Raw genomic sequence first — 24,864 nt, 5'->3', positions numbered from 1 at the left:
CTGAGGTGAGCCCTCCTCTCTCGCCCGGGCTGTCTGACGCGAGATGTACCCGAAACTGGGTATGTGGACCGAACATGTGTTCGACTAGACTGATGACACGCAGTCGATCCCGCTCGGAGGGGTCGCGCAGCGGGTGATCAGCGGGGGGCTGACATGACGACCGGACACCTGGTCCAGGAGTGTGGCGAGGCGATCTCAGCCGCCCTGGACAAGGTGCAACGGGTCGAGCTCCTGTACCTGTCCCCGGCCGAGAAGGCGCAGGCCCTGGTCGAGCTGGCCCGACTGGAGTCCCGAGTGGCGTCGACCCGGCTGCGGTTGATGGCCGTGGCCGACGACGTGGCCGAGGAGTCGGGTGATCGGGACGTGGCGGCATGGTTCGTCCGCTCGGCGAGGGTGGACCGGGGTCCGGCCCGTCGGGAACTGCGACTGGCTCGGGCGCTCGAGCACCGATGGACTCTGGTGGCGGAGGGTCACGCGTCGGGTGAGGTGTCGACCGCGCAGGCCGACGTCATCGCCCACGCGTTGGACCAGCTGCCCGACGACACCCCCTCGGACGTCGTGTTGAAGGCGGAGCGGGTGCTGGTCGCGCACGCGGCGTCGTTCGCCCCGCAGGAGCTGCGGGTCCTCGGGAGTCGGATCCTCGACGTCGTCGCTCCCGAGGTCGGCGAGGAGCACGAACGCAAGAAGCTCGAGGACGAGGAACGCCACGCCCGCCGGACGACGTCGCTCACGACGCGCTCCCACGGGGACGGCACGACCAGCATCCGGATCCGGGTCCCCGACGCGACCGCAGGCCGGCTGCTGACGTACCTGCACGCGTGGACCAATCCCCGCAAGAGCGACGACGGTCAGAGCGGCCGCAGCACCGGCGGGACGGACAACCGGAGCAAGGCGCCTTACGCGACCCGGCTCGGCCACGCGTTCTGCGACCTCCTCGAGCACCTCGACCCGACCAGGCTCCCGGTCCACGGCGGCACCGCCACCACGGTGGTCGTCACGATGGACCTCGACGCACTGATCACCGGACTCGGGGTCGCGACCACCAGCACCAGCGGCCGGATCACCGCCTCGGAGGCCCGCCGGTTGGCCTGCAACGCGGGACTCGTCCCCGCCGTGCTCGGCGGGAAGTCCGAGGTCCTCGACCTCGGACGCGCCTATCGGCTCTACAACACCGCTCAACGCAAGGCGATGGGCATCCGCGACGGCGGCTGCCGCGCCGAAGGGTGCGACATCCCCGCCGCGTGGTGCGAAGCCCACCACCTGATCCCGTGGTCGAAGGGTGGGAAGACCGACCTCGACGACGGGCTCCTGCTCTGCTCGCACCACCACCATCGAGCGCATGATGACCGCTACCTCCTCGACCGACTCCCCAACGGCGACCTGAGGTTCCACCGCCGCAGATAGGACGGGTCGGAGAGGGATCACCACCGGCCAGCATGCTGGAGGCGGGAGTCAGTACAAGCCGGCGTCACCACTGGCGACGTGGACGTGCAGGTGCTTCGAGTCCTGGTAGCACCCCAGGTTCGTGACGACGCGTGCCGCCCCGTGCTGTCGTTCGACGTCCCGAGCCACCGCCTGCACGACATCGAGCAGCTCCCGCAGGAGCTCCTCGTCTGCGCCGGCCAGGTCGGTGAACGACGGCACGTGGACCTTCGGCACCACGACGATGTGCACCGGCCAGTGCGGCCGCGTGTGGTGGTAGGCGAGCACGCCAACACCGTCGTGGACGACGTCGAGCGCCGAGATGTCCGCCAACGCGACGTCGCAGTAGAAGTCGTCGCCGGAGTAGCCGCTCGAGGTCATGGCCGATCGTGACATCCCCGCCGCCGTCCCGCCCCCACGGAGGGCCGGCTCCGCCTCGACCGCCGGGGGACTGGCTAGGGTCCCCGGATGGTGTCCTTCGTCAAGTCGGTGACCTTCGACTGCGCTGACCCGCTGCGGGTCGCAGCGTTCTGGGCCGGTGCCCTCGGGTCCAACGTCGACGAGGACAGCACGCCGGCCAGGGCCTGGGTCGAGCCCGCCGGCTGGGGCGGACCCAGCCTGTGGTTCCAGGCGGTGCCTGAGGGCAAGGTCGCCAAGAACCGCCAGCACTTCGACCTGCGCGCCGTCGGGTCGATCGCCGATGAGGTACGCCGCCTCGAGCAGCTCGGCGCCACCGTGCTCCGCGAGGTCAGCGACCTGGTGGTCATGGCCGACCCCGAGGGCAATGAGTTCTGCGTGGAGTGAGGTCGAGGCTGGACGACGTACGCCTCGCGCGCCCCGAGGAGGCCGACCAGGTCGGCCAGATCCGGTACGGCGAGGTCGTTGCCCTCGGTCACGCAGACCTGTTGCTCCGACGCGCCGAGCGCGCGCTGCTGACCGTCGGGCAGGGCCGACGCGTGCTCAGGCGGTCTCGGGGAAGCGCACTCCCGTGTTGGCGTGGCACCGGTAGCCGAACGGGTTCTTCGCGAGGTACTGCTGGTGCTGGTCCTCCGCGTAGTACCACCCCGCCTCGGACGCCGGCTTGATCTCCGTGGTGATCGAGCCGAGGCGGCGGCGGGCGAGCTCGTCGCCGTACACCTTCGTGAGCTCGCGAGCGGTGGCCTCCTGCTCGGGGGAGGTGACGTAGAGCGCGGAGCGGTACTGCGTGCCGACGTCGTTGCCCTGGCGCATGCCCTGGGTCGGGTCGTGGATCTCGAAGAACTTCTTCACCAGGTCGGCGTAGGACACGACCGCCGGGTCGAAGACGATCCGCACGGCCTCGGTGTGCCCGGTGCGGCCCGAGCAGACCTCCTCGTACGACGGGTGGGCGGTGTGGCCGCCCGCGTAGCCGACCGACGTCGACCAGACGCCCGGCAGCTGCCAGTAGATCTCCTCGGCACCCCAGAAGCAGCCGAGGCCGAAGATCGCGACCTCGTGGCCATCGGGGACGTCGTCGGTGACCACTGGCGTCTTGAGGACCACGTGCTCGCCGAGGGTCCAGGGGGAGGAGTCGCGGCCGGGGAGGGCCTCGTCGGGGGACGGGAGGGTGGAGGGCTTGCCGAATCCGAACATGGCCCCATTCTCCCCGGGCGGACAAGGGCGCCGGGGACGGACGCCTCATGCGTCACTGCAGCAGGTAGAACCGCCAGAACCCGAAGTCCTCGATCGGCAGCGTCTCGCAGCTGGAGAAGCCCGCGTCGCGCCCGTACTGCGCCAGGGTCGAGGGTCGCATGACGGTCCCGGTGCCGACGCTCGGCGGCGAGGAGAGCCCGTCGGGCAGGCAGACGAAGAGGCTGAAGCCGTACATCATCCGCTCGAGCTCGTCGCCGTCGGGCGCGAACGCGTCCGCGACCGCCTCGTCCATCACCACCAGCGGTGCGCCCGGCGCGAGCGCCCGGTGGACCGCGGACAGCACCTCGACGGGACGGGGCATGTCGTGGACGCACTCGAACGCGAAGGCCGCCTCGTACCCGTCGCCCTCCAGGGCGCCGGCGTCCGCGTGGGTGAACGTGGTGCGGTCGTCGACGCCCGCGGCCCGCGCGTTGTCCTGCGCCATCGCCACCGACGGGGCGTCGATGTCGATGCCGGTGAACGTGGCGCCGGGGTAGGCACGCGCGAGCGAGATCGTCGACCACCCGGCCCCGCACCCGACGTCGAGGAACCGCGCGCCGGGGGCGGAGAGCCGGTCGTGGAGGTCGGGGACGGACGCCAGCGCCTCGGCGAGGCGGCGCTCGTACCAGGGGCGGTTGGCGTCCGCCTGCCCCATCCGGGCGTCGTCGCCGAGGTCGTCCCAGCTCACCCCGCTGCCGCGGTGGTAGGCGTCCAGCAGGTCCGGGAGCACCGGGCCGACGGCACCCATCAGGCGCGCGACCGGGGCGAGGTAGGAGAGGCTCGAGGCATCGGTGAGCACCTCGCGCATCCCGTCCGGCAACCTGAAGACGGGATCGGGGGCCTGGTCGACGGCGAGGAGCGACGTGACGGCCTGCTGCTCCAGCCACTCGCGGGTGTAGCGCGGATCCGTGCCGGTGCGCGCCGCGAGGTCGACGGCGGTGGCGGGGCCCTCGTCGGCCAGGCTGCGGTAGTAGCCGAGCCGGTCACCGAGGTAGATCGAGAGCAGGTCGACGGCGCCGAGGACGGCGCCGAAGACCCGCTCCGCGGCGGCGTCGGTGGAGATTTCGTCGGGGGTGTCGGTGGAGGTGCTCATCCTCGATGGTCCCGCCGTCCCGCGCTCGGGGAAAGGGCTCGGCGCGACGAGTTCCGGGCTCGCCGAGCCTCGGGTCTAGGCTCCGAACCGTGACTTCCTCCGAACACGTGAGCAAGGCCGGCTTCGAGACGCGGGCGATCCACGCGGGCTACGAGCCGGACGAGATGACCGGCGCGGTGATCCCGCCCATCTACGCCACCAGCACCTACAAGCAGGACGGCGTCGGCGGGCTGCGCGGCGGCTACGAGTACAGCCGCTCGGCCAACCCCACGCGCACCGCGCTCGAGGGTGCGCTGGCTGCCGTGGAGATGGGCGAGCGGGGCTTCGCCTTCGCCAGCGGGTTGGCCGCGGAGGACACCCTCGTCCGGGCGCTCACCCGCCCCGGCGACCACGCGGTGATCCCCGACGACGCGTACGGCGGCACCTTCCGGCTCTTCGACAAGGTCGAGAAGGTCTGGGGCCTCGACCACAGCCCCGCGGCGGTCAGCGACGTCGACGCCGTCCGCGCCGCGATCCAGCCCGGTCGCACCAGGCTGGTGTGGGTGGAGACCCCCACCAACCCGATGCTCAACATCGGCGACATCGAGGCCCTGGCCGCGGTCGCCCACGACGCGGGGGCGCTGCTCGTCGTCGACAACACCTTCGCCTCGCCGTACCTCCAGCAGCCGCTCACGCTCGGTGCCGACGTGGTCGTCCACTCCACGACCAAGTACGTCGGGGGGCACAGCGACGTCGTCGGCGGCGCGATGGTCGTGCGCGACCACGAGCTGGCCGACGCCATCACGTTCCACCAGAACGCCATGGGCGCCGTGGCCGGCCCCTTCGACTGCTTCCTCACCCACCGCGGGCTCAAGACCCTCGGCGTGCGGATGGACCGGCACTGCGACAACGCCGAGAAGGTCGTCGACTTCCTCACCTCGCACGCCGCGGTCAGCGAGGTCATCTACCCCGGCCTCGAGTCCCACCCGGGCCACACAATCGCCGCAAAGCAGATGAAGCGTTTCGGCGGGATGGTGTCCTTCCGGGTAAAGGGCGGCATCGACCAGGCGCTGCGCGTCTGCGAGTCCACGGAGGTCTTCACCCTGGGTGAGTCGCTCGGCGGCGTCGAGTCGCTCATCGAGCACCCGGGGCGGATGACGCACGCGAGCGTCGCCGGCACCGACCTCGAGGTCCCCGCCGACCTCGTCCGCCTCAGCGTCGGGATCGAGACCGCCGACGACCTGCTCGCCGACCTCGACCGCGCGCTCGGCACCAGCACGAGCTGAAGGACGAACCCCGTGGCCGACCCCGACATCCGTTTCACGCTCGCCAACGAGCGGACCTTCCTGGCCTGGGTGCGCACCGCGATCGGGCTCGTCGCGGCCGGGGTGGCGGTCTTCCGCCTGCTCGAGGAGTCGGCGGCGACCACGGTGCTGACGCTGGTGCTCCTCGTGGCGGGCGCGCTGGCGGGGTGCATCGGCTATGCGCACTTCCGGGGGGCCGACCGGGCGATCCGCCGCGGTGACACCATGCCGACCAGCACGATCACGGTGACGGTGATGACCGCGGCCGTGCTCGTCGCCGCCGTGGCGGCCGCAGTGAGCGTGCTGGTCTCGTGAGCACCGCCGACATGAGCACCGCCGCCACGAGCACCGCCGCCACGAGCACCGTCGAAGCCAGCACCGTCGTCTGCGTCGACTTCGGGTCCACGTTCACCAAGGCCGCGCTCGTCGACCTCGAGCGCGGCACCATCGTCGCGGCCGCGAGCCACCCGACGACGCTGCCGGCCACCCTCCCGGACGGCCGGGTCGTCGGCGACGTCCTCGACGGGTACGACGCGTGCCTGGCCACGCTGGTCGCCCAGGACGCCCGCGCGGCCGATGCCGATGTGCTGGCCTGCTCCAGCGCCGGCGGCGGGCTGCGCATCGCCGTCGTCGGCAACGAGGAGCTCGTCACCGCGGAGGCGGGCCGTCGTGTCGCGCTGTCCAGCGGCGGCAAGGTGGTCGCCGTGCGAGCCGTCAGCCGCGAGGACGACCTCGCCGACCTCGACGACCCCGACGTCGTGCTGCTGACCGGTGGCACCGACGGCGGCAACGCCGAGCCGCTGCTCGCCGCCGCCCGGGGGATCGTGGACGGTGGCTGGCGGGGTCCGGTCGTGGTCGCCGGCAACGTCGATGCGCAGACGGAGGTGGCCGCGGTCCTCGCCGGGCTGCCCGTCGTGCTCGCCGACAACGTCGTGCCGCGCATCGGCGTCCTCGCCCCCGACAGCGCCCGCGCCGCGATCCGCGAGATGTTCCTGTCGCACGTGATCGGCGGCAAGCACCTCAGTGCGCACACCTCCGCCGACGGCCACGTCTTCACCGCGATGGTCCGCGGGGCCACGCCCGACGTCGTGCTCACCGGCGTCGAGCTGCTGGCCCGCGGGCTCGGTCCGGAGGACCCGGGGGCCGGGGACGTCGTGGTCGTCGACATCGGCGGCGCCACCACCGACGTGCACACCGTCGTCGAGCTCGACCCGGAGGACGCCGGCCTGTCGCGCGACGTCGTCGCGCTGACCCCGGTCACCCGCACGGTCGAGGGCGACCTCGGGATGCGCTGGTCCGCGGTGAGCACCGTCGAGGAGGCCGGCCTGGCCGACCTCGCCGACGCGGCCGCGCGACGCCGTACCCACCCCGGCTTCCTGCCCGCCGACGACCCCGAGCACGAGGACGAGGAGCGCGAGGTCGACGAGGCCATTGCCCGCGCCGCCGTCGACCTCGCCCTCAAGCGGCACGCCGGGCGCAGCCGCGTGGTCGTCAGCCCGGAGGGACGGGTGGTCGAGCGGACCGGCAAGGACCTGCGCGAGGTCGACCTGCTGGTCGGCTCGGGAGGCGTGCTGCGGCACGGCGCCGACGGCGTCGTACGCCGCGTGCTCGCGCCCAGCACGGGCGAGCACGTGGAGGGCGGCTGGCAGCTCCCGCGGGCGCCGCGGATCGTGGTGGACCGCGACTACGTGCTGGCGGCGGCCGGCCTGCTGGTCGCCCGGCACCCCGTGGCGGCGCATCGGCTGGTGCAGCGTCTGGCGGCCGGAGCCGATGGGTAGCCTCACCTGCGTGAGGGAGACGATCCGGTGAGCCCGGAGGACGTGGGCAGGGCCGGGCACGGCGGCAGCAGCGGGACCGACACGGGAGGCTCCGACCACGGCGCCCCGGACGGCGGCGAGGAGGACTCGCGGCAGCGGCTCACCTCCCAGCTCGTCCAGCAGTGGTCGCAGCTGCGGGCCGAGCGTCGCCCCGAGCCGGTCGCCATCACGGCCGGCAGCAGCAACTTCAGCCGCGCCCAGGTGCCGTGGGGCCTCGACCTCGCCGCGGCCTGGTCGTGGCGGCTCGTCATCATCGCGGCCGCGGTGCTGGGCATCGCGTGGGTGCTGGCCTTCTTCGCCGTGATCACGCTGCCCCTGGCGGTGGCGCTGCTCATCGCCGCCCTCGTGGGGCCGGTGGTCTCCCGCCTCCAGTCGATCGGCCTGCCGCGACCGCTGGCGACCGGTGTGGTGATGATCCTCGGCATCGCCGTGGTCGGCCTGCTCCTGACGTACGTCGGCCAGCAGGTCGCCTCGGGCGCCCAGGACCTCGCCGACTCGGTGGTCGAGGGGCTCGACCAGGTGCGCGAGTGGCTGCTGACGGGCCCGCTCAACCTGAGCGACAGCCAGCTCGACGGGTGGATCGAGTCGACGCAGCGCACCATCACCGAGCAGTCCCGCGAGGGCGGCGCCGTCACCCGGGTCACCGAGGTCGGCACCGTGGTCGGACACGTGGTCGCGGGCTTCTTCATCATCCTGTTCGCCACCTACTTCTTCCTCGCCGACGGCAGCCGCATCTGGACCTGGCTGGTCCACCTCGCGCCGCGCGCCGCCCGCGAGCACGTCGACGGCTCGGGCCGCGTCGCGTGGATCTCGCTGACCCAGTTCGTCCGGGCCACCGTGCTCGTCGCGCTCGCCGACGCGTTCGGCGTGATGGTCGTCGCCGCGGTCCTGGGCGTGCCGTTCGTGCTGGCCATCGGGGTGCTGGTCTTCCTCGGGGCGTTCATCCCCATGGTCGGCGCCACCGTCGCGGGACTGGTGGCCATCCTGGTCGCCCTCGTCGACCAGGGCCCGATCACCGCCCTGCTGATGCTGGGCGGGGTGATCCTGGTGCAGCAGATCGAGGGCCACATCCTCCAGCCCTTCCTGATGGGCCGCTTCGTCTCCCTGCACCCGCTCGGGGTCATCGTGGCCATCGGCTGCGGCGTGCTCGTGGCGGGCATCGCGGGCGCGCTGGTCGCCGTACCCCTCGCCGCCGCCGGCAACGCCGTCGTCAACCACCTCGCCCGGGCTCCCGGACGGGAGGACTTCGAGTCGCCGGTGACCACCGACGACGAGGAGGACGAGGTCGAGGAGGGGCTCGAGCGCGAGCAGGACGAGAGTGAGGCGAAGCAGTGACCGACCAGCAGACGAGGCCCGTGACGTTGGCCGACATCGAGGAGGCCCGCGAGGTGCTCGCGGACATCGCCGTGCGCACGCCGATGGAGGAGTCGCGCTGGCTCTCCGCCCTGGCGGGCGGCCCGGTCAGCCTGAAGTGCGAGAACCTCCAGCGCACCGGCTCCTTCAAGATCCGCGGCGCCTACGTGCGCATCTCCCGGCTCTCTGAGGAGGAGCGCGCGCACGGGGTGGTGGCCGCCAGCGCCGGCAACCACGCGCAGGGCGTCGCCCTGGCCGCGACCACGCTCGGGATCGCGTCCACCGTGTTCATGCCCGAGGGCGCGCCGATCCCCAAGGAGAAGGCGACCCGGGGGTACGGCGCGGACGTGCGCTTCCACGGCCGCTACCTCGAGGACGCGCTCGCCGAGGCGCGTCGCTTCGCCGAGGAGACCGGCGCGGTGCTGATCCACCCCTTCGACCACCGCGACATCGTGGCCGGGCAGGGGACCACCGGCTTGGAGGTGCTCGAGCAGCAGCCCGACGTCCGCACCGTGCTGGTGCCGACGGGCGGCGGGGGACTGCTCGCCGGCATGGCCATCGCCATCAAGGCCGCGCGCCCCGACGTACGCGTCGTCGGGGTCCAGGCCGAGGGTGCGGCCGCCTTCCCGGGCTCGCTGCGCGCGGGCAGCCCGGTGCCGCTCACCTCGATGACGACGATGGCCGACGGGATCGCCGTCGGGCGGCCCGGGGACATCACCTTCGCCGCGGTGCAGGAGCACTGCGACGACATCGTCACCGTCTCGGAGGAGTCGCTCTCGCGCGCCCTGCTCGCCCTGGTCGAGCGGGCCAAGATGGTCGTCGAGCCCGCCGGGGCCGCGGCCGTGGCGGCGCTGCTCGACGACCCGACGGCCTTCGAGACCCCCGCGGTGGCGGTGCTCTCGGGCGGCAACATCGACCCGCTGCTGCTCAGCAAGGTGATCCGCCACGGCCTGGCCGCGGCCGGTCGCTACCTCTACCTGCGCGTCAACATCCCGGACCTGCCGGGTGGGCTGGCCGGCCTGCTGCACGAGGTGGGCGAGGCCGGTGCCAACGTGCTCGAGGTCGCCCACGAGCGCATCTCGCCGTCGCTGACGCTCAACGAGGTCGAGGTGCGGATCCAGCTCGAGACGCGCGGCGCCGAGCACGCCGGCCTGGTGATGGCGCGGCTGCGCGAGCACGGCTACCGCGTGCAGGCCTGACGGCCCTGCCCGGGCGTCCCGCTGCAGCGCGTCCGCCGGAGACGGCACGAGGCCGGTCGGGCCGGGCCCGACCGGCCTCGTGGCTGGTCACTGCTGGGGGTACGACGGGCGCGCGCGGGCGGCCCGTCGTGGCGGTCAGGAGCGGTAGGGCTCCGCGTCGAGGATCTCGACCGTGACGGCCTTGCCGTTGGGGGCCTCGTAGGTGACGCTCTCGCCCTTGGACTTGCCGTTGATCGCGGCACCCATCGCGGACTGCGGGGAGTAGACGTCCAGCTTGTCGCCCTCCGCGAGGTTCTCGCGGGCGCCGAGGAGGAACTTCTCCTCCTCGTCGAAGTCGGTCAGGCGGACGGTGACGACCATGCCGGGCTCGACGATGCCGTCGTTGGGCGGCGTCTCGCCGACCTCGGCGCGACGCAGCATGTCCTCGAGCTGGCGGATGCGGGCCTCCTGCTTGCCCTGCTCGTCCTTGGCGGCGTGGTAGCCGCTGTTCTCCTTGAGGTCGCCCTCGTCGCGAGCGGCCGAGATCTTCTCGATGATCTCCTGGCGGCGGGGACCCTTGAGGTCCTCGAGCTCGGCCTGGAGCTTGTCGAAGGCGTCCTGCGTGAGCCAGATGGTGCCGGCGTCCTGGGTCATGTCGGTGTACTCCTACGGTGTCGATCTGCCTTCGGTGTCGATCTCTGCGGTGTCGGCCTGAAGAACAGTGGTGGGTGCGACGATCCGCACCCGACGTGGGTGGCGGTGGTGATGGTCTGCGGTCGTCCCGGGCGCTCGCGGCCGACGACGGGCCGGCGCTGCCGGTAGAGCAGTCAGACCACAGTAGCAACTGATGCGGGCCCGTGCAGGTCGAGCGCACACCCCGGGGGAAGGTGAGGGGTCAGCGGGGGCGCTGCTGGTCGGGCGTCGTGCAGCCGATCAGCTCGACGCTGGTGGCCCGTCGCTCGGTGCGCACCTCGACGTCGTTGCGGCCGTCGGTGGGGGTGAACGCGAGCTCCCCGACGATGCTGTGGTCCTCGGCGAGTGCCCGCACCCGGCAGCTGGCGTCCGCGTCGTCGTCCACCGACACCTCGACGACGGCGGTGGCCGCGTGCTCGCCGGTCACGTCGTAGGCGGCGAGCTCGGACTCGACCGTCGGGGTGCCGTGCGACCACGCCGCCCAGGCCACCCAGCCGACGAACACGACGGCCAGCACGGCGATCCCCGTGACCAGCGCGGTACGCCGCCAGGGCGCGGGCGCGCCGTACCGTTCGGCGAGGTCGGTGGTCGGCGGTGGTGCGTTCACGCCCCCAGCCTAGGAACTAGGCTCCAACCATGTCGCAGGAGACCTCCACCAGCACCGCCCGCAGCACCTTCGACGGGGCCCCCGACCTCAGGTCCGAGGTCGCGCCCGCGGCCGGCCGTGGCCCGCGCGCCGGGCTGCGTCTCATGCACGTGCACGCCCACCCCGACGACGAGTCGAGCAAGGGCGCCGCGTCGACGGCGAAGTACGTCGCGGAGGGCGTCGACGTCCACGTGGCGACCTGCACCGGGGGCGAGCGGGGCTCGATCCTCAACCCCAAGATGGAGCGGCCCGACATCCTGGAGAACATCACCGAGGTGCGTCGGCAGGAGATGGAGCGGGCCCGCGACATCCTGGGGATCCGCCAGGACTGGCTGGGCTTCGTCGACTCGGGCTGGCCCGAGGGCGACCCCAAGCCGCCGCTGCCCGAGGGCTGCTTCGCGCTGGTGCCCGTCGAGGAGGCCGCCGAGCGGCTGGTGCGCCTGATCCGCTCGTTCCGCCCGCACGTCGTCACGACGTACGACGAGAACGGCGGCTACCCGCACCCCGACCACATCCAGTGCCACCTGGTGAGCGTCGCGGCCTTCGAGGCGGCCGGCGACCCCGAGCGCTACCCCGACGCGGGGGAGCCGTGGCAGCCCTCCAAGCTCTACTACCACCACGGCTGGAGCTGGGCGAAGATCAACGCCCTGCACGAGGCGATGCTCGCCCACGACCTGGAGTCGCCGTACACCGAGCGCCTGGCCACCTGGGAGCGCGACCACGACTGGGACAACCGGATCACGACCCGCGTGCCGTGCGGGGAGTACTTCGGGGTGCGCGACCAGGCCCTGCTGGCGCACGCCACCCAGATCGACCCGGACGGCTTCTGGTTCGCCATCCCGCGCGAGATCCAGCAGCACACGTGGCCCACCGAGGACTACGAGCTCGTGGTGAGCCACGTCGACTCAGCGACCCCGGAGGACGACCTGTTCGCCGGGATCACCCCGGACGTGCGCCCCTGACGACCCCGCCGTCGCGGCCCTGATGACACTGCCGTCAGGGACCTGACGGATACTGGGGACATGCTCGATCTGCTGCTGATCACCCTGACCGACAAGACCCCCGAGCCGGAGGACGTGAAGGCCGGCTGGACGGCGCTGATCATCTTCCTGCTGCTGGCGGTCGCGGTCGCCGTGCTCGGCTTCAGCCTGGTCAAGCAGCTGCGCAAGGCCCAGGCTGCCAAGGACGCCGGCCTGTACGGCGACGAGCCGGTCGACCGGGCCGCGGAGGCCCGGGCGCGTGCCGAGGCCGAGGCGGCCGCCGAGCGCGACGAGCGCACCCCGCGCCCCGACGACGGCGCCGACCACCGGTCCTGAGGCGCTGACCCGGCGCGGCCGGCGGCGCTGCGTCGACCGGTGTCGCCGAGTCAGGCGTTGATGTCGCTCGGGTGCGCGGCCAGCGGGGTCACCGCGATGTCCATGTAGGGGAACAGCGGCAGCCCGGTCAGCAGGTCGTGCAGGGCGTCGTTGGACTCGACGTCGAAGATCGACACGTTGGCGTACTCGCCCACGACCCGCCACAGGTGGGGCCAGCGCCCCGAGTGCTGGACGTCCTGGGCGTAGGCCTTCTCGCGGGCCACGAGGTCAGCCTTGACCCCAGGGTCCATGTCGAGCGGGATCCGGACGTCCATCCGCACGTGGTAGAGCACGCCCGCTCAGGCCTTGGCGCGGTCGAGCACGAAGGCGTACTCCACGATGGCGGAGCCGTCGGGCTGCGCTTGCGGGTCGAGGACCAGCTCGGGCTTCACCGCTGAGGCGATGTCATCGTCGTTGTGCTCGTCGCCGGGGAAGTAGAGCTGTGCGGTGAGCAGCTCGTGGCCGGGTGCGGACACCTTGACGTGCAGGTGCGCGGGACGCCAGGCGTGCCACCCGGCGGCGGCGATCAGCCTTCCGCACGAGCCGTCGGTGGGGATCTGGTAGGGCGCGGGCTGCACCGTGTGGATCTCGAAGGACCCGTCCTGCGCGGTGGTGAAGGTGCCGCGCAGGTTCCACTCCGGGATGCCGGGCGCGAACTGGGAGTAGAAGCCGTCGGAGTCGGCGTGCCACAGCTCGACCCTGGCTCCGCCCAGGGTCGAGCCGTCGGTGGAGGTGACCCGGCCGGTCCACGTGAGCGGGGTGCCTCCCTCGCCCTCGCGCATGGGGATGGTGCCGCGGGCGCCCTGCTCGGGGGCGTTCGGCACGTAGTAGGGGCCCTCGATCGAGCCCTTGTTGCCCTCGCGGTGCTCGGTGTTGACCTCCTCGACGACGTGCTCGAGCCACACGTCGAGGAACAGCGGCCACTCGCCGTCCTGGCCCACGTCGATCATCCACGCCTTGAGGGCATTGAACTCGTCGTAGGTCACCTTGTGCTTGCGAACGGTCGCGTGGACGGCGTCGAGGACCTCGCGGGCCAGCGTGTCGACGCGCTCGGCCGGGACGTCCTTGACAGCGTCGTACGGAGACTTGTCGGCGTGGAAGCGCTCGGTGGCGCTGGCGCCGGATGCGGCTGCCGAGGCGGCGTCGGTCTCGTGCGTGGTGCTGCTCATGGCGGTGCTCCTTTGGTGGGGTGGTGTGCGGGTGCTGCACGGGTGGTTGGTGGGTCAGTCCTGGCGGTAGTGCGCGAGCTTGTCCGGGTCGAGGACGGCACCGAGGCCGGGACCGGGCCGGACGACGAGCTCGCCGCCGTGGATCTCGAGGGGCTCGGCGAGCAGGTCGTCGCTCATGTCGAGGAAGTTGGAGAGCTCGCCGGCGCGACGCGAGGTCAGCTCGAAGGCAGCGCCGAACGCGAGCGAGCACAGCGACCCGAGCTGCCCGTCGATCTGGTTGCCCATGACGACCTCGATGCCCAGGCCCTCGGCCAGGTGGTGCACGCGCCGGCTCGTCGTGAAGCCGGTGCGCGCGGTCTTGATGCTGGCGGCGTTCGCCGATCCGCCGAGGATCTCCCGGGTCACCTCGGCCGGAGTGGCGACCGACTCGTCGGCGATGAAGGGCACGTCGAGCTGCTGGACGAGCCAGCGTCGGCCGACCACGTCGTCGGCCGGGCAGAGCTCCTCGGCGAAGGTGAGTCCGAGGTCGGCCATCTCCCGCATCGCCCGGGCGGACTCGGAGGCCGACCAGCCGCGGTTGGCGTCGACGTACAGCTCGACCCCGTCGCCCAGGCCCTCGCGCAGGGCGCGAACAACGGCGGTGTCGAGGGTGTGCGGTCGGCGGCCGACCTTCACCTTGAAGGTGGTGATGCCGTAGGTGTCGCGCATCCGCTCCGCCTCGGCGACCATGGCGGCCGGATCGTCGAAGCCGAGCATGTGGCTGACCCGCATGCGGTCGGTGTAGCCGCCGAGCAGGTCGGTGACGCTGTAGCCGAGCGACTGGCCCAGTGCGTCCCAGATCGCCATGTCCAGGGCCGACTTGGCAGTGGGGTTGCCGATCGTGCGGGAGAGACGGGCATGGATCTGCTCGCGGTCCATCAGGTCGAGCCCGGTGACCTGGGGCGCGAAGATGCCGTCGACCACGGCGACGATGCCAGCCTGCGTCTCGCCATAGGTGAAGGGGCGCGGGGGCGCCTCCGCGACCCCCACGACGCCCTCGTTGGTGGTGACGCGCAGCAGGACGTGCTCGGCGACGTGCACCTCCCCGCTGGCGAACTTGAGTGGCTTGGCGTAGGGGATGGCGAAGGGGATGGCCTCCACGCGGGTGATCTTCATCAGTGGGCCTCTTCGGGCTGATCGGTGGCGGACGCGTCGGCGAAGATGCCTGCTGATCCCAAGCAGCCGAGGACTGCGCGTATGACGGCGGAGTCGGCATCCGCGCGCCAGGCGCAGGCGAGCTCGACGGTGGCGCTGCCCACGACGTCGCGGAAGGCGACGCCTGCCAAGGGCGCCGCACGCACGGACGAGGGCACGAGCGCGACCCCGAGGCCGGCCGCGACCAGGGCCAGCAGCGCGGCCGTGCCAGGAGCGCCGTGCTCCTTGCGGGGTGCGAATCCGGCCTCGGAGCAGCTGCGCACCACCGCGTCGTTGACCGCAGAGTGGGAGTCGGAGAAGAGGATGAAGTCCTCATGGCGGAGGTCAGCCATCGACACGACCTCCTGGCTCGCCAGCACGTGATCGGCAGGTGCGGCGAGGATGAGCGTCTCGACCTCGATGGTCCGCAGGGTGAGGTCCTCGCCGTCCGAGGTGGGCGGGCGCAGCACCCCGATGTCGAGGCTGCCGTCGAGGAGTCGGGTCGTCTGGGTGGGGGTCAGCAGGTCGGCGTGGATCTCCAGCGCGATGCCCGGAAGGTCGCGCTTGACGGCTCGGGCGATGCGGGGGAGCTGTGTGAACGCCGCGGTGCCGGTGAAGCCGATGCGCACCAGGCCGAGCTGGCCCTCCGCGATCCGGCGCACGCCGCGCACGCTGTCCTCGACCGCGTCCAGCACCCGGGTGGCCTCGCCGTGCAGGAACTCGCCTGCCGGCGTCAGGCTGACGTGGCGCGTGGTGCGTACGAAGAGTGCCGTCCCGAGCTCCTTCTCCATCTGGCGGATCGCCTGGGAGAGCGCCGGCTGGGCAAGGTGCAGCTGCTCTGCCGCGCGACCGAAGTGGCGCGTCTCGGCGACGGCGGCGAAGTAGCGAAGGTGCCGCAGCTCCATCATCGCCCTCCTGTCCTGTAGCTCGTGTGGCGAGCGTCACGCTCGGTCGCATCACGGTAAGCCGGGCTATTGATCGAGAACAAGGTCCGATCTGACGCGCATTGATCAATGCAATCGATCAATGCGTCGGCTGCCTGCGGTGACGGATTGAGACGTCCGAGCCGCTGAATCATCGGCAATTGGTCTTTCCCTTGTGATGAAGCGCCGTGTCAGCCTGCGGTCTCGATGGTGACGGACGTCACCCCCCTCGCACGGCCAGGAGGTTCGGAGATGTTCCAGGGCAGGTTCGACGACAAGGTCGTCGTGGTCACCGGGTCGGCGCAAGGCATCGGCGCCGCCGTCGGTGCACGGGCTGCGGCTGAGGGCGCTCGAGTGGTGCTCGGCGACCGGTCGCCTCTCGTGAAGGACGTCGCCGAGCGGATCGTCGGGAGCGGAGGCACGGCGCTGGCGCACGAGTGCGACCTGGAGACCTACGACGGAGCGCAGTCCCTGCTCCGTGCAGCGGTCGCGGCGTACGGGCGGGTCGACGTGTGGATCAACAACGTGGGCGGGACGATCTGGACCCGCCCCTTCGAGCACTACGACGCGGCAGCCATCGAGCAGGAGATCTCACGGTCCCTGTATCCCACGCTGTGGTGCTGCCGCGCAGTTCTGCCCCACATGGTCGAGCGCCGTCGCGGCACGATCGTCAACGTCTCCTCGATCGCCACGCGCAGCATCAACCGCGTGCCCTACGCGGCCGCTAAGGGAGGCGTCAACGCGCTCACTGCCTCGCTCGCCTTCGAGGCGGCGCCCAAGGGCGTGCGTGTCGTCGCCACCGCGCCGGGCGGCACCGAGGCGCCGCAGCGTCAGGTTCCGCGCAACACCGGTGATCTCGGGCCCCGGGACCATGGCTGGTACGACGAGATCGTCGCACAGACGGTCGCCAGCACCCACCTCGGTCGCTACGGGACGTTGGAGGAGCAGGCGGCCCCGATCCTCTTCCTCGCCTCCGACGAGGCTTCCTACATCACCGGCACCGTGCTCCCGGTCGGCGGCGGCGACCAGGGCTGATCACTGCCCGGTCGCCTGCCCGAGCAACGCCGGCCTCCCACTCCCCGTACCGCCCCCGCGGGCCGCGCACGTCGCGCGTCCCCTCATCCGAAGGAAAATGTCATGGACACACTGCTGCGCGCCATCGGACGCATCCCCGGCGCACTGATGGTCGTTCCCCTCTTCCTCGGCGCCGTGGTCAACACGATCGCCCCGGACCTGCTCATGGTGGGCAGCTTCACCACGGCGCTCTTCAAGGAGGGAGCGCCGGTGCTGATCGGCCTGTTCTTCCTCTCCGTCGGCGCCCAGATCCAGTTGCGCGCAGCGTTGCCGGCCGTCGAGAAGGGCCTCGTCCTGCTGATCGCCAAGTACGGCATCGCGGTCCTTGCGGGACTCGCCGTCGCCTTCCTCACCCCGGACGGGAACCTTTGGGGCCTGGTGCCCCTGGCAGTCATCGCCGCCATGTCGAACTCCAACGGATCGCTCTACGTCGCGCTGACCAGCCAGTTCGGCAACAAGACCGACAAGGGCGCCATCTCGATGCTGTCCATCAACGACGGCCCGTTTCTCACGATGGTGGCACTGGGCGCCGCCGGCCTCGCCGACTTCCCGATGATGGCGCTGCTCGCGGCGATTCTGCCCATGATCCTCGGCTTCGTCCTCGGCAACACCAGCACGATCGCGCGGGACTTCCTCGCACCGGGCGAGAAGCTGATCATCCCGTTCGCCGCCTTCGCGCTGGGTGCCGGCATCGACTTCACCGTGCTCGCCACCTCCGGCCTCGTCGGCGTCCTGCTCGGCCTCGCCACGGTCGTGCTGTCGGGTGGTGCTGCGGTGCTCGCGCTCTACGCCTGGCACGTCGTTCGTCGGCACCCCCGCCCGACTCGCAACCTGGTGGCCGGGGTGAGCGAGGCCAGCACGGCCGGCAACGCCATCGCCACCCCGGTGGCCGTCGCGAGCATCGACCCCAGCCTGTTGGGCGTCCAGGCCATCGCTACGGCCCAGGTCGCTGCGGCGGTGGTCACCACGGCCTTCACGGCACCGTTCCTCGTCGCCTACGTCGCGGCCTGGCAGCGCCGCCGAGGCATCACGCCCGAGAACGAGGAGGCGCTCTACGAGCCCACCCCGAGCGTGGCGACGGACCCGGTGCCGGGCTCGGAGCACGACACCGTCCTCGCCTGATCCGGACCTCGGTCGACCGCGGGTCACCGCGGTCGGCCCGAGGCTACGGCCGGAAGACGCACGAGCGGGGGTGTCCCTCCACAAGCACTCGGAGGGACACCCCCGCTCGACCCAGGAGGCAGTCGCGATGGCCGGATGCCTCGCCGGATGACCTCAACCGGTCGTCGACGCCGGGACCCGGACCGGTGCGCCAGTGCGCTCGACGACCTGCTCGGCGGTGATGCCGGGGGCGAGCTCCACGAGTGTGAAGGCCTCGCCGGTGACGTCGAGGACGCCGAGGTCGGTGATGACCCTCGACACGACCCCGCGCCCGGTGAGCGGGAGGTCGCAGGAGGCGACCAGCTTGGACGCACCGGCTCGGGTGGTGTGCTCCATCAGCACGATCACGCGCCGGGCGCCGCTGACGAGGTCCATCGCGCCGCCCATGCCCTTCACCATGGCGCCGGGCACCATCCAGTTGGCGAGGTCGCCGTTGGCCGCGACCTGCATGCCGCCGAGGACGGCGGTGTCGACGTGGCCGCCGCGGATCATGGCGAAGCTGAGGGAGGAGTCGAAGTACGACGCCCCGGGCAGCACCGTCACCGTCTGCTTGCCCGCATTGATGAGGTCGGGGTCGACGTCCTCGTCGTAGGGGAACGGGCCGACACCGAGGATGCCGTTCTCGGCGTGCAGGGTGACCGTCGACCCCTCGGGCAGGTGGCCGGGGACCAGCGTGGGCAGCCCGATGCCGAGGTTGACGTACTCGCCCGGATGCAGCTCGAGGGCGGCCCGTGCCGCCATCTGGTCGCGGGTCCAGCCGACCTGCTGGTCGACGCTCTGCTCAGTCATGGCCGGGACGTCCTCTCTCGAGTGGTGCGCTTCTCGATGTCCTTGCGCGCGGCTTGATCGGGGGTCAGGGCGACCACCCGCTGCACGAAGACGCCGGGCAGATGGACATCGTCGGGCCCGATCTCGCCGATCTCGACGACCTGCTCGGCCTCGACGATCGTCAGCCTCCCGGACATCGCGGCGGCGGGGTTGAAGTTGCGCGTCGAGGCGTGGAAGACACAGTTGCCGGCGCGGTCGACGACCGCGGCGCGCACCAGGGCCACGTCAGTGACGATCGACTCCTCGAGCACCATCTCCCGGCCGTGGAAGATGCGCACCTCCTTGGGCGGCGACTCGAGCACGACCTTGCCGTCGGTGTCGTAGCGCCAGGGCAGGCCACCCTCGGCGACGAGGGTGCCGACGCCGGTCGGGGTGAAGAACGCGCCGATCCCGGAGCCCCCGGCCCGCAGCCGCTCGGCCAGCGTGCCCTGCGGGGTCAGCTCGACGGTCAGCTCGCCGGAAAGGTACTGGCGGCCGAATTCCTTGTTCTCCCCGACGTACGACGCGATGACGCGACTGATCCGTCGCTGCTCCAGCAGCAGGCCGAGGCCGGCACCGTCCACGCCGCAGTTGTTGGAGACCACGGTGAGGTCGTCGGCACCCTGGTCGAGGAGGGCCTCGATGAGGAAGGTCGGGATGCCGGCCAGGCCGAAGCCGCCGACTGCGACGCTGGAACCGGACGGGATGTCGACGACGGCGTCGGCCGCGCTGGCGACCACCTTGTCGAGGCTCATGGTGCGTGCTCCTTGTCCGTGTCCGTGTCCGTGCCCGTCCCCGTCCCCGGGGCGAGGTGCTCGATGATCGCGGGGGTGATCGTCCCCGGCTGCTCGGCGTTGGCCAGGTGGGCCGAGTCGGGTACGACGAGCAGTCGTCCGTCGTGCACGCCCTCGGCGATGGCCTCGAGGTGCGGCGGTGGGGTGGCCGGGTCGTCGGCTCCAGCGATGGCCAGGGTCGGGGCGGTGATCTTTGCCAGGTCGGCACGCAGGTCCATCGCGGCGATGACCTCGCAGCAGGACGCGTAGCCCTCCGCGGGCGTGTCCGCGACGAGGGCCTCGCTCGCGGCCCGGACGTCGGGGTGGGCCTCGAGGTACGGCGCGGTGAACCACCGGGCCACGACGGCCTCGGCGACCGACGCGCTTCCCTGTTCGCGCACTGTGGCGGCGCGGTCGTGCCAGCCGCTCGACGGGGTCAGGTGGGCGCCGGTGCACAGCACGACGAGCCGGTCGACCCGCTCGGGGTTGCGAGCGGCCAGGCGCATGCCGGTCATCCCGCCGAGCGAGAGACCGACCACGTGCGCCCGCTCCACACCGAGGGTGTCGAGCAGCCCGACGACGTCGTCGGCGAGGTCGTCGATGTCGTACGGACCCGGGGGCACCGGGGAGTCCCCGTGGCCGCGGGTGTCGTAGCGGACGACGCGGAAGTGGCGGGCCAGATCGTCGGCCTGGGCGTCCCACATGGACATCGTGGAGCCCAGCGAGTTCGAGAGCACGACGACCGGGGCGTCCTCGGGTCCCGTGACGACGTGGTGGACGGCGACGGCACTCATCGGAGGCCCCGGGCGAAGCGCAGCGAAGCCAGCATTGGTCTGGGATGAGCCATCAGACGACCCGCTCGAAGACCGCGGCGAGGCCCTGGCCGCCGCCGATGCACATGGTCTCCAGCCCGTAGCGGGACTCGCGGCGCTGCATCTCGTGGGCCATCGTGGCCAGGATGCGGGCGCCGGTCGCGCCGACGGGGTGACCGAGCGAGATGCCGGATCCGAGGGGGTTGAGGCGCTCGTCGGTCGGGTCGACCTTCCACTCGCGCAGGACCGCCAGCACCTGGGCGGCGAAGGCCTCGTTGAGCTCGATGACGTCGATCTCGTCCAGGGTGAGGCCGGCCCGGTCGAGGGCGGCCGCGGTCGCGGGGACCGGGCCGATGCCCATCACCTCGGGACCGACCCCGGCCACCGCCCACGACCTCAGTGCGAGCAGGGGGCGCAGGCCACGGCGCTCGGCCTCCTCGCGGGTGGTGACGACGCACATGGCGGCGCCGTCGTTCTGCCCGCTGGCGTTGCCGGCGGTCACGGTCGACTCCGCGTCGAGCGCGATCCGTACCGGCCGCAGGGCCGCGAGCTGCTCGAGCGTGGTGTCGGGCCGCGGGTGCTCGTCGCGGTCGACGACGGTGTCGGGGGCGCCGCGGCGACCCGGCACGGTGACCGGCACCAGCTCGTCGGCGAAGTGGCCCGCGTCGTGGGCGGCCCCGGCGCGCTGCTGGGAGCGCACGGAGAGCTCGTCCTGCTCCTCGCGGGTGATGCCGTACTCGCGGCGCAGGTTCTCCGCCGTCTCGAGCATGCCCCCAGGGACCGGGTGGTCCTTGCCTCCGGCGGTCTCGCGGGCACGCACGAGCCGGTCCATCAGCTCGACGCCGCCGCTGCGGACGCCCGTGCGCAGGCCCAGGGCGTAGTGCTCGACGGTGGACATCGACTCGACACCGCCGGCCACGACGACCGTGGCGGCACCGGTCGCGACCTGCCCCGCGGCGTACAGGACGGCCTGCAGGCCGGAGCCGCAGCGGCGGTCGAGCTGGAGGCCCGGGACGCCGGTGCCGAGCCCGGCGTCGAGGGCGGCGATCCGGCCGATGGCCGGGTTCTCCCCGCTGGGGTAGCAGTTGCCCAGGACCACGTCGTCTACGTCGCCCTCCTGCAGGCCGGTACGACGCACCAGCTCGGCGAAGGTGGTCGACGCCAGGTCGACGGCGCTGAGGGAGGCGAAGGCGCCTCCGAAGCGCCCCACGGGGGTGCGGACGGGCTCGCAGATCACGATGTCGGGCATGCCCCGACGGTAGGCGGTGTGACCAGTATCGGGAAGTATCCATTTCGCGATGACTCAGACTCTGCGAGTCTGGATCCATGGAGCTTCGCCACCTGCGCTACTTCCGGGCCGTCGCCGAGGAGCGGCACTTCGGCCGAGCCGCCACCCGGCTGCACATGGCCCAGCCGCCGCTCTCCCAGCAGATCCGCCAGCTCGAGGACGAGCTCGGCGTCCGGCTGCTGCGCCGGACGACCCGCCGCGTCGACCTGACCCCGGCCGGCGAGGCCTACCTCGTCCGGGTGCGGGCCGTCCTCGCCGCGGTCGACGCCGCGGGGGAGGAGGCACAGCGGATCGGCGCGGGGCTGGAGGGCCGGTTGGTGGTCGGCTGCGTCGGCTCCGCGACGTACTCGCTGCTCCCGGCGCTGGCGCGGGCGCTGCGGGAGGAGCTGCCCGGGATCGACTTCGCGTTCCGTGGCGAGATGCTCTCGCCCGACCAGGTCACCGCCCTGCGGGAGGGGACCGTGGACCTGGCGCTGCTGCGCCCGCTCGGCGACCCCGAGGCGTACGCCGACCTGACGTGGCGGGTGCTGCGCCAGGAGCGCTACGTCGTGGCCCTCCCGGAGGGCCACCCGCTGGCCGAGCGCCGGCGGGTGCGGGTCGCCGACCTGTGGGGTGAGGGCCTCGTCGTGCACTCCGGCGGCGGCCGGTCCGCGATGTACGACGCCGTGGCCGGGCTGTGCCGCGGCGCCGGCTTCGAGCCGACGATCACCCACGAGGTGGCCGAGACCTCGACGCTGGTGACCTTCGTGGCGGCCGGGCTGGGGGTGGCGATCGTCCCGGAGCCGGTGGCCGAGCTCGGGGTCGCCGGCGCGACGTACCGGCCGCTCGTCGGAAGGGCGCGGATGGACCTGCTGGCGGTGACCCGCCGCGACGACGACTCGCCCGCCCTCGCGAGGACGCTGGACGTGCTGGTCACCCAGGTCGCGGCCTGACGATCAGGCACGACGGAGCCGCGGTGCTGCCTACGTGCGGCGGAGCCGCGGTGCCTACGTGCGGCGGAGCCGCGGTGCCTACGTGCGGCGGAGCCGCGGTGCCTACGTGCGGCGGAGCCGCAGGACGCAGTCCCACGCCGTCCGCCGGGCCTCGGCGCCGTGGCCGTCCTCCGTGGTGACCACCCGGGCGACCCGCTCGGCGCGCTCGACCGCCACCGGGATCCCCGCCAGGTCCTCGAGCAGGTCCTCCGCGGTCATCAGCACGCGCGGGTCCTGCGGTCCGCCGGTGCCCTCGGCGAGGTTGGTGCTGTCGTGGCCGACCCACAGCAGGGTGCCGCCGGGTCGCAGCGACTCGACGAGGTGGCGCACCGCCGCGCGACGGGCGTCGGCCGGCACCTGGAAGTAGGCGACGACGGCGAGGTCGAACGCCTCTCCCCGCCACTGCGTGGCGTCGGCGCAGACCCAGTCGACCGCCAGGTCACCGGCCAGCCGCCGCCCCTTGTCCAGCGCGACCTGCGAGAAGTCGACGGCCGTCACGTCCCAGCCGCGGGAGGCCAGCCAGATCGCGTTGCGTCCCTCGCCGCAGGCCAGATCGACCGCGCGACCGGGGGACAGGTCGGTGCACTCGGCCTCGACGAGCGCGTTGGGTCCCCGGGACCACACCAGCTCGGTGTCGGCGTACCGCGCGTCCCAGTCGGCTGCATCCATGGGGGCCACGCTAGCCCTGTGACCGAGGTCGGATGTCTGTCATGGTGGAGCGATGACCCGTTCCCTGCTGGCCGTGCTGGCCCTGCTCGCCGCGCTGGTGGGGTGCGGCTCCGACTCGGACTCCGACTCCCCGGCCGCGAGTGCGTCCGAGTCGGCCTCCCAGCGCTCGGAGGACGCCGACGCCGGGGTCGTCGCGCCGGAGGAGGCCGCCGACCTCGTTCAGAACGGCGCGATGCTGATCGACGTGCGCAACCCCGACGAGTTCGCGGCCGGGCACGTCGAGGGAGCGACGTCGATCCCGCTCGAGTCGGGTGACTTCGAGGCGGGAGTCGCGGCCCTCGACCCGACCGAGGTCTACGTCGTCTACTGCGAGACGGGACGCCGGGCCGGGATCGCGGTCGAGAAGATGGTCGAGCTGGGCTTCACCGACGTCCAGAACGCCGGCGGCTTCGAGGACGTCGCCGACGTCGTCGGCCCGGTCGTCACCGGCGACTGAGCGACCGGAGCCTCAGACGTCCCCGGGTCCGTCGTCGACGGTCCGCGCGTGCGGGCGCCCCGGGTCCGCGAGGGCCGGGTGGACCTCGCCGGCGCGCAGTGCCTCGAGCTGGGCGCACACGGCGGTGCCGTAGAAGAGGGCGATGGAGGACAGCAGGGCCCAGAGCAGGAGCGCGAAGACACCGGCGAGCGGGCCGTAGACGCTGCCGAACGAGCCGCTCAGCGAGACGTAGAGCGCGAGCCCGACGGTCGCCACCGCGCTCATGACCACGGCGATGCCCGCGCCGAGCGCCAGCCACGACAGCGCCGGCTGCCGGCGCCGCGGGGCGTGGTCGAGGAGCACCGCGATGGTGAGCACGAGCAGGCCGAGCCCGACGGGCCAGCGCAGCACGTTCCACCACTGCACGGTCCCTTCCGACCACCCGTAGTTGTCGGCCATCGCCTCGCCGAAGGCGCCGCCGCCGACGATCATGAGGAACCCGATGCCGACGGGGCCGGCCAGCACCGCCGTGAGGACCGCTGCCCGGCCGTACTTGGCCAGGGCATTGCGGTCGCGCCGGATCCCGTAGATGCGGTTGCTGCCCCGCTCGACCTGGGCCATCGCGGTCGCCATGGAGACCAGGGCGAAGCCGAGGCCGAACACCAGCGCGACCTCGCCGGCCGCCTCCGACTCGTCGGACTTCTCCACCGCGGTGGTGAGCGCGTCGCTCTCGCCCGCCCCGGGGGAGAGCGAGTCGACGACGTGGGCCACGACCTGGGCGGGCCGCTCCTCGTCGAGGTCGGCGGCGAGCCCGGTCAGGGCGAGCAGGAACGGGACGACGGCCAGGCAGGCCTGGAGCGCGAGCGCGCGCGAGTTGGTGAACCCGTCGCCGTACCGGAAGCGGACGAACGACTCGACCGCGATCTTCCTCAGCCCGTGCTGGCGCGCGAGGTGCCAGGCATCCATCGCGTCGAGCTCGTCACCGTCCATCTCGGTGGTGACGGGGACGGTGCGGGCGGTCGTCATGGACGCACCCTATGGACGTCCACGCCGCCCGGCACCGTCAGGGCCGCGCGAGA

General features: G+C 72.3%; 28 protein-coding genes. 13 read left to right on the top strand and 15 right to left on the bottom strand.

The window, feature by feature from the left end:
* Positions 1 to 153 precede the first annotated feature (153 nt).
* On the top strand, positions 154 to 1,404 hold the full coding sequence (locus ASG94_RS05220) for an HNH endonuclease signature motif containing protein (RefSeq protein WP_056925295.1): 1,251 nt from the start codon (positions 154 to 156) through the stop codon (positions 1,402 to 1,404).
* Between the two features lie 48 nt (positions 1,405 to 1,452).
* On the opposite strand, the gene ASG94_RS05215 is transcribed toward ASG94_RS05220, so the two are convergent.
* Positions 1,453 to 1,803, bottom strand: a complete 351-nt coding sequence (locus tag ASG94_RS05215; RefSeq protein WP_056925294.1) for an HIT domain-containing protein — start codon at positions 1,801 to 1,803, stop codon at positions 1,453 to 1,455.
* An 87-nt stretch (positions 1,804 to 1,890) separates the two neighbouring features.
* On the opposite strand from ASG94_RS05215, the gene ASG94_RS05210 reads away from it, so the two are divergent.
* Positions 1,891 to 2,226 (top strand): VOC family protein, encoded by a 336-nt coding sequence (locus ASG94_RS05210; protein ID WP_056925293.1) that lies wholly within the window; start codon positions 1,891 to 1,893, stop codon positions 2,224 to 2,226.
* A 156-nt stretch (positions 2,227 to 2,382) separates the two neighbouring features.
* On the opposite strand, the gene msrA is transcribed toward ASG94_RS05210, so the two are convergent.
* Together msrA and ASG94_RS05200 are read right to left on the bottom strand one after the other, a co-directional pair.
* Complete coding sequence (gene msrA, locus ASG94_RS05205) at positions 2,383 to 3,033, bottom strand: peptide-methionine (S)-S-oxide reductase MsrA (protein WP_056925292.1); 651 nt, start codon at positions 3,031 to 3,033, stop codon at positions 2,383 to 2,385.
* Between the two features lie 52 nt (positions 3,034 to 3,085).
* On the bottom strand, positions 3,086 to 4,165 hold the full coding sequence (locus ASG94_RS05200) for a class I SAM-dependent methyltransferase (RefSeq protein ID WP_056925291.1): 1,080 nt from the start codon (positions 4,163 to 4,165) through the stop codon (positions 3,086 to 3,088).
* A gap of 89 nt (positions 4,166 to 4,254) precedes the next feature.
* Between ASG94_RS05200 and ASG94_RS05195 the strand changes: the two genes are divergently transcribed.
* The 5 genes from ASG94_RS05195 to ilvA are packed head-to-tail and all read left to right on the top strand — an operon-like array spanning position 4,255 to position 9,817.
* Positions 4,255 to 5,430, top strand: coding sequence for a cystathionine gamma-synthase (locus tag ASG94_RS05195; protein WP_056925290.1), 1,176 nt, complete (start codon positions 4,255 to 4,257; stop codon positions 5,428 to 5,430).
* Positions 5,431 to 5,442: 12 nt separating this feature from the next.
* A complete protein-coding gene (locus ASG94_RS05190; RefSeq protein WP_056925289.1) occupies positions 5,443 to 5,763 on the top strand; it encodes a YidH family protein in 321 nt (106 codons plus the stop codon).
* An 11-nt stretch (positions 5,764 to 5,774) separates the two neighbouring features.
* On the top strand, positions 5,775 to 7,226 hold the full coding sequence (locus ASG94_RS05185) for a glutamate mutase L (RefSeq protein WP_056926305.1): 1,452 nt from the start codon (positions 5,775 to 5,777) through the stop codon (positions 7,224 to 7,226).
* 27 nt (positions 7,227 to 7,253) lie between these two features.
* Positions 7,254 to 8,600, top strand: a complete 1,347-nt coding sequence (locus ASG94_RS05180) for an AI-2E family transporter (protein ID WP_162260786.1) — start codon at positions 7,254 to 7,256, stop codon at positions 8,598 to 8,600.
* Positions 8,597 to 9,817: a threonine ammonia-lyase gene (ilvA, locus tag ASG94_RS05175; RefSeq protein ID WP_082623938.1), complete on the top strand. Its 1,221-nt coding sequence runs from the start codon at positions 8,597 to 8,599 to the stop codon at positions 9,815 to 9,817. The genes ASG94_RS05180 and ilvA overlap by 4 nt, the downstream gene beginning before the upstream one ends.
* A 135-nt stretch (positions 9,818 to 9,952) precedes the next feature.
* Here the strand turns inward: ilvA and greA are convergent, their stop codons facing one another.
* Positions 9,953 to 10,450, bottom strand: a complete 498-nt coding sequence (greA, locus tag ASG94_RS05170) for a transcription elongation factor GreA (protein WP_056925288.1) — start codon at positions 10,448 to 10,450, stop codon at positions 9,953 to 9,955.
* Between the two features lie 241 nt (positions 10,451 to 10,691).
* Entirely contained in the window at positions 10,692 to 11,096 is a 405-nt protein-coding gene (locus tag ASG94_RS05165) for a DUF4307 domain-containing protein (protein ID WP_056925287.1), read from the bottom strand.
* Between the two features lie 143 nt (positions 11,097 to 11,239).
* On the opposite strand from ASG94_RS05165, the gene mca reads away from it, so the two are divergent.
* The gene (mca, locus tag ASG94_RS05160) at positions 11,240 to 12,097 is read left to right on the top strand and encodes a mycothiol conjugate amidase Mca (protein ID WP_056926303.1); all 858 of its coding nucleotides are present in this window, start codon (positions 11,240 to 11,242) and stop codon (positions 12,095 to 12,097) included.
* 60 nt (positions 12,098 to 12,157) lie between these two features.
* Complete coding sequence (locus tag ASG94_RS05155; protein WP_056925286.1) at positions 12,158 to 12,451, top strand: hypothetical protein; 294 nt, start codon at positions 12,158 to 12,160, stop codon at positions 12,449 to 12,451.
* 50 nt (positions 12,452 to 12,501) lie between these two features.
* On the opposite strand, the gene catC is transcribed toward ASG94_RS05155, so the two are convergent.
* From catC to ASG94_RS05135, 4 genes are read right to left on the bottom strand one after another with little or no spacing between them, the layout of a single operon-like run.
* Positions 12,502 to 12,783: a muconolactone Delta-isomerase gene (gene catC / locus ASG94_RS05150; RefSeq protein WP_056925285.1), complete on the bottom strand. Its 282-nt coding sequence runs from the start codon at positions 12,781 to 12,783 to the stop codon at positions 12,502 to 12,504.
* Between the two features lie 6 nt (positions 12,784 to 12,789).
* The gene (catA, locus tag ASG94_RS05145) at positions 12,790 to 13,659 is read right to left on the bottom strand and encodes a catechol 1,2-dioxygenase (RefSeq protein ID WP_056925284.1); all 870 of its coding nucleotides are present in this window, start codon (positions 13,657 to 13,659) and stop codon (positions 12,790 to 12,792) included.
* Between the two features lie 54 nt (positions 13,660 to 13,713).
* Positions 13,714 to 14,814: a mandelate racemase/muconate lactonizing enzyme family protein gene (locus ASG94_RS05140; protein WP_056925283.1), complete on the bottom strand. Its 1,101-nt coding sequence runs from the start codon at positions 14,812 to 14,814 to the stop codon at positions 13,714 to 13,716.
* A complete protein-coding gene (locus tag ASG94_RS05135) occupies positions 14,814 to 15,737 on the bottom strand; it encodes a LysR substrate-binding domain-containing protein (protein WP_056926302.1) in 924 nt (307 codons plus the stop codon). Before ASG94_RS05135 ends, ASG94_RS05140 begins: the two co-directional genes overlap by 1 nt.
* A 270-nt stretch (positions 15,738 to 16,007) precedes the next feature.
* Here ASG94_RS05135 and ASG94_RS05130 point away from each other — a divergent pair, with 270 nt between their 5' ends.
* Both ASG94_RS05130 and ASG94_RS05125 read left to right on the top strand, forming a co-directional pair.
* Positions 16,008 to 16,790, top strand: coding sequence for a 1,6-dihydroxycyclohexa-2,4-diene-1-carboxylate dehydrogenase (locus ASG94_RS05130; RefSeq protein WP_056925282.1), 783 nt, complete (start codon positions 16,008 to 16,010; stop codon positions 16,788 to 16,790).
* Between the two features lie 102 nt (positions 16,791 to 16,892).
* On the top strand, positions 16,893 to 17,951 hold the full coding sequence (locus ASG94_RS05125; RefSeq protein WP_082623936.1) for a 2-keto-3-deoxygluconate permease: 1,059 nt from the start codon (positions 16,893 to 16,895) through the stop codon (positions 17,949 to 17,951).
* Positions 17,952 to 18,104: 153 nt separating this feature from the next.
* Here the strand turns inward: ASG94_RS05125 and ASG94_RS05120 are convergent, their stop codons facing one another.
* The 4 genes from ASG94_RS05120 to ASG94_RS05105 are packed head-to-tail and all read right to left on the bottom strand — an operon-like array spanning position 18,105 to position 21,631.
* On the bottom strand, positions 18,105 to 18,779 hold the full coding sequence (locus ASG94_RS05120) for a CoA transferase subunit B (RefSeq protein ID WP_056925281.1): 675 nt from the start codon (positions 18,777 to 18,779) through the stop codon (positions 18,105 to 18,107).
* Positions 18,776 to 19,552: a CoA transferase subunit A gene (locus ASG94_RS05115; RefSeq protein WP_056925280.1), complete on the bottom strand. Its 777-nt coding sequence runs from the start codon at positions 19,550 to 19,552 to the stop codon at positions 18,776 to 18,778. The genes ASG94_RS05120 and ASG94_RS05115 overlap by 4 nt, the downstream gene beginning before the upstream one ends.
* Positions 19,549 to 20,364, bottom strand: a complete 816-nt coding sequence (gene pcaD / locus ASG94_RS05110; protein WP_056925279.1) for a 3-oxoadipate enol-lactonase — start codon at positions 20,362 to 20,364, stop codon at positions 19,549 to 19,551. The genes ASG94_RS05115 and pcaD overlap by 4 nt, the downstream gene beginning before the upstream one ends.
* 52 nt (positions 20,365 to 20,416) lie before the next feature.
* Positions 20,417 to 21,631, bottom strand: a complete 1,215-nt coding sequence (locus tag ASG94_RS05105; protein ID WP_056925278.1) for an acetyl-CoA C-acetyltransferase — start codon at positions 21,629 to 21,631, stop codon at positions 20,417 to 20,419.
* Between the two features lie 77 nt (positions 21,632 to 21,708).
* Here ASG94_RS05105 and ASG94_RS05100 point away from each other — a divergent pair, with 77 nt between their 5' ends.
* Positions 21,709 to 22,602 (top strand): LysR substrate-binding domain-containing protein, encoded by an 894-nt coding sequence (locus ASG94_RS05100; RefSeq protein ID WP_056925277.1) that lies wholly within the window; start codon positions 21,709 to 21,711, stop codon positions 22,600 to 22,602.
* Between the two features lie 102 nt (positions 22,603 to 22,704).
* Here the strand turns inward: ASG94_RS05100 and ASG94_RS05095 are convergent, their stop codons facing one another.
* Positions 22,705 to 23,310: a class I SAM-dependent methyltransferase gene (locus ASG94_RS05095; protein WP_056925276.1), complete on the bottom strand. Its 606-nt coding sequence runs from the start codon at positions 23,308 to 23,310 to the stop codon at positions 22,705 to 22,707.
* A gap of 52 nt (positions 23,311 to 23,362) precedes the next feature.
* Between ASG94_RS05095 and ASG94_RS05090 the strand changes: the two genes are divergently transcribed.
* The gene (locus ASG94_RS05090) at positions 23,363 to 23,806 is read left to right on the top strand and encodes a rhodanese-like domain-containing protein (RefSeq protein WP_056925275.1); all 444 of its coding nucleotides are present in this window, start codon (positions 23,363 to 23,365) and stop codon (positions 23,804 to 23,806) included.
* Positions 23,807 to 23,818: 12 nt separating this feature from the next.
* Here ASG94_RS05090 and ASG94_RS05085 read toward each other — a convergent pair whose 3' ends face one another.
* Positions 23,819 to 24,811, bottom strand: a complete 993-nt coding sequence (locus tag ASG94_RS05085) for a YihY/virulence factor BrkB family protein (RefSeq protein WP_056925274.1) — start codon at positions 24,809 to 24,811, stop codon at positions 23,819 to 23,821.
* Positions 24,812 to 24,864: the final 53 nt, after the last annotated feature.

Source organism: Nocardioides sp. Soil805 (genome assembly GCF_001429625.1).
GTDB lineage: Bacteria > Actinomycetota > Actinomycetes > Propionibacteriales > Nocardioidaceae > Nocardioides.
The sequence above is the reverse complement of the archived record's forward strand: the minus strand, read 5'-3'. Positions and strand labels throughout refer to the sequence as shown.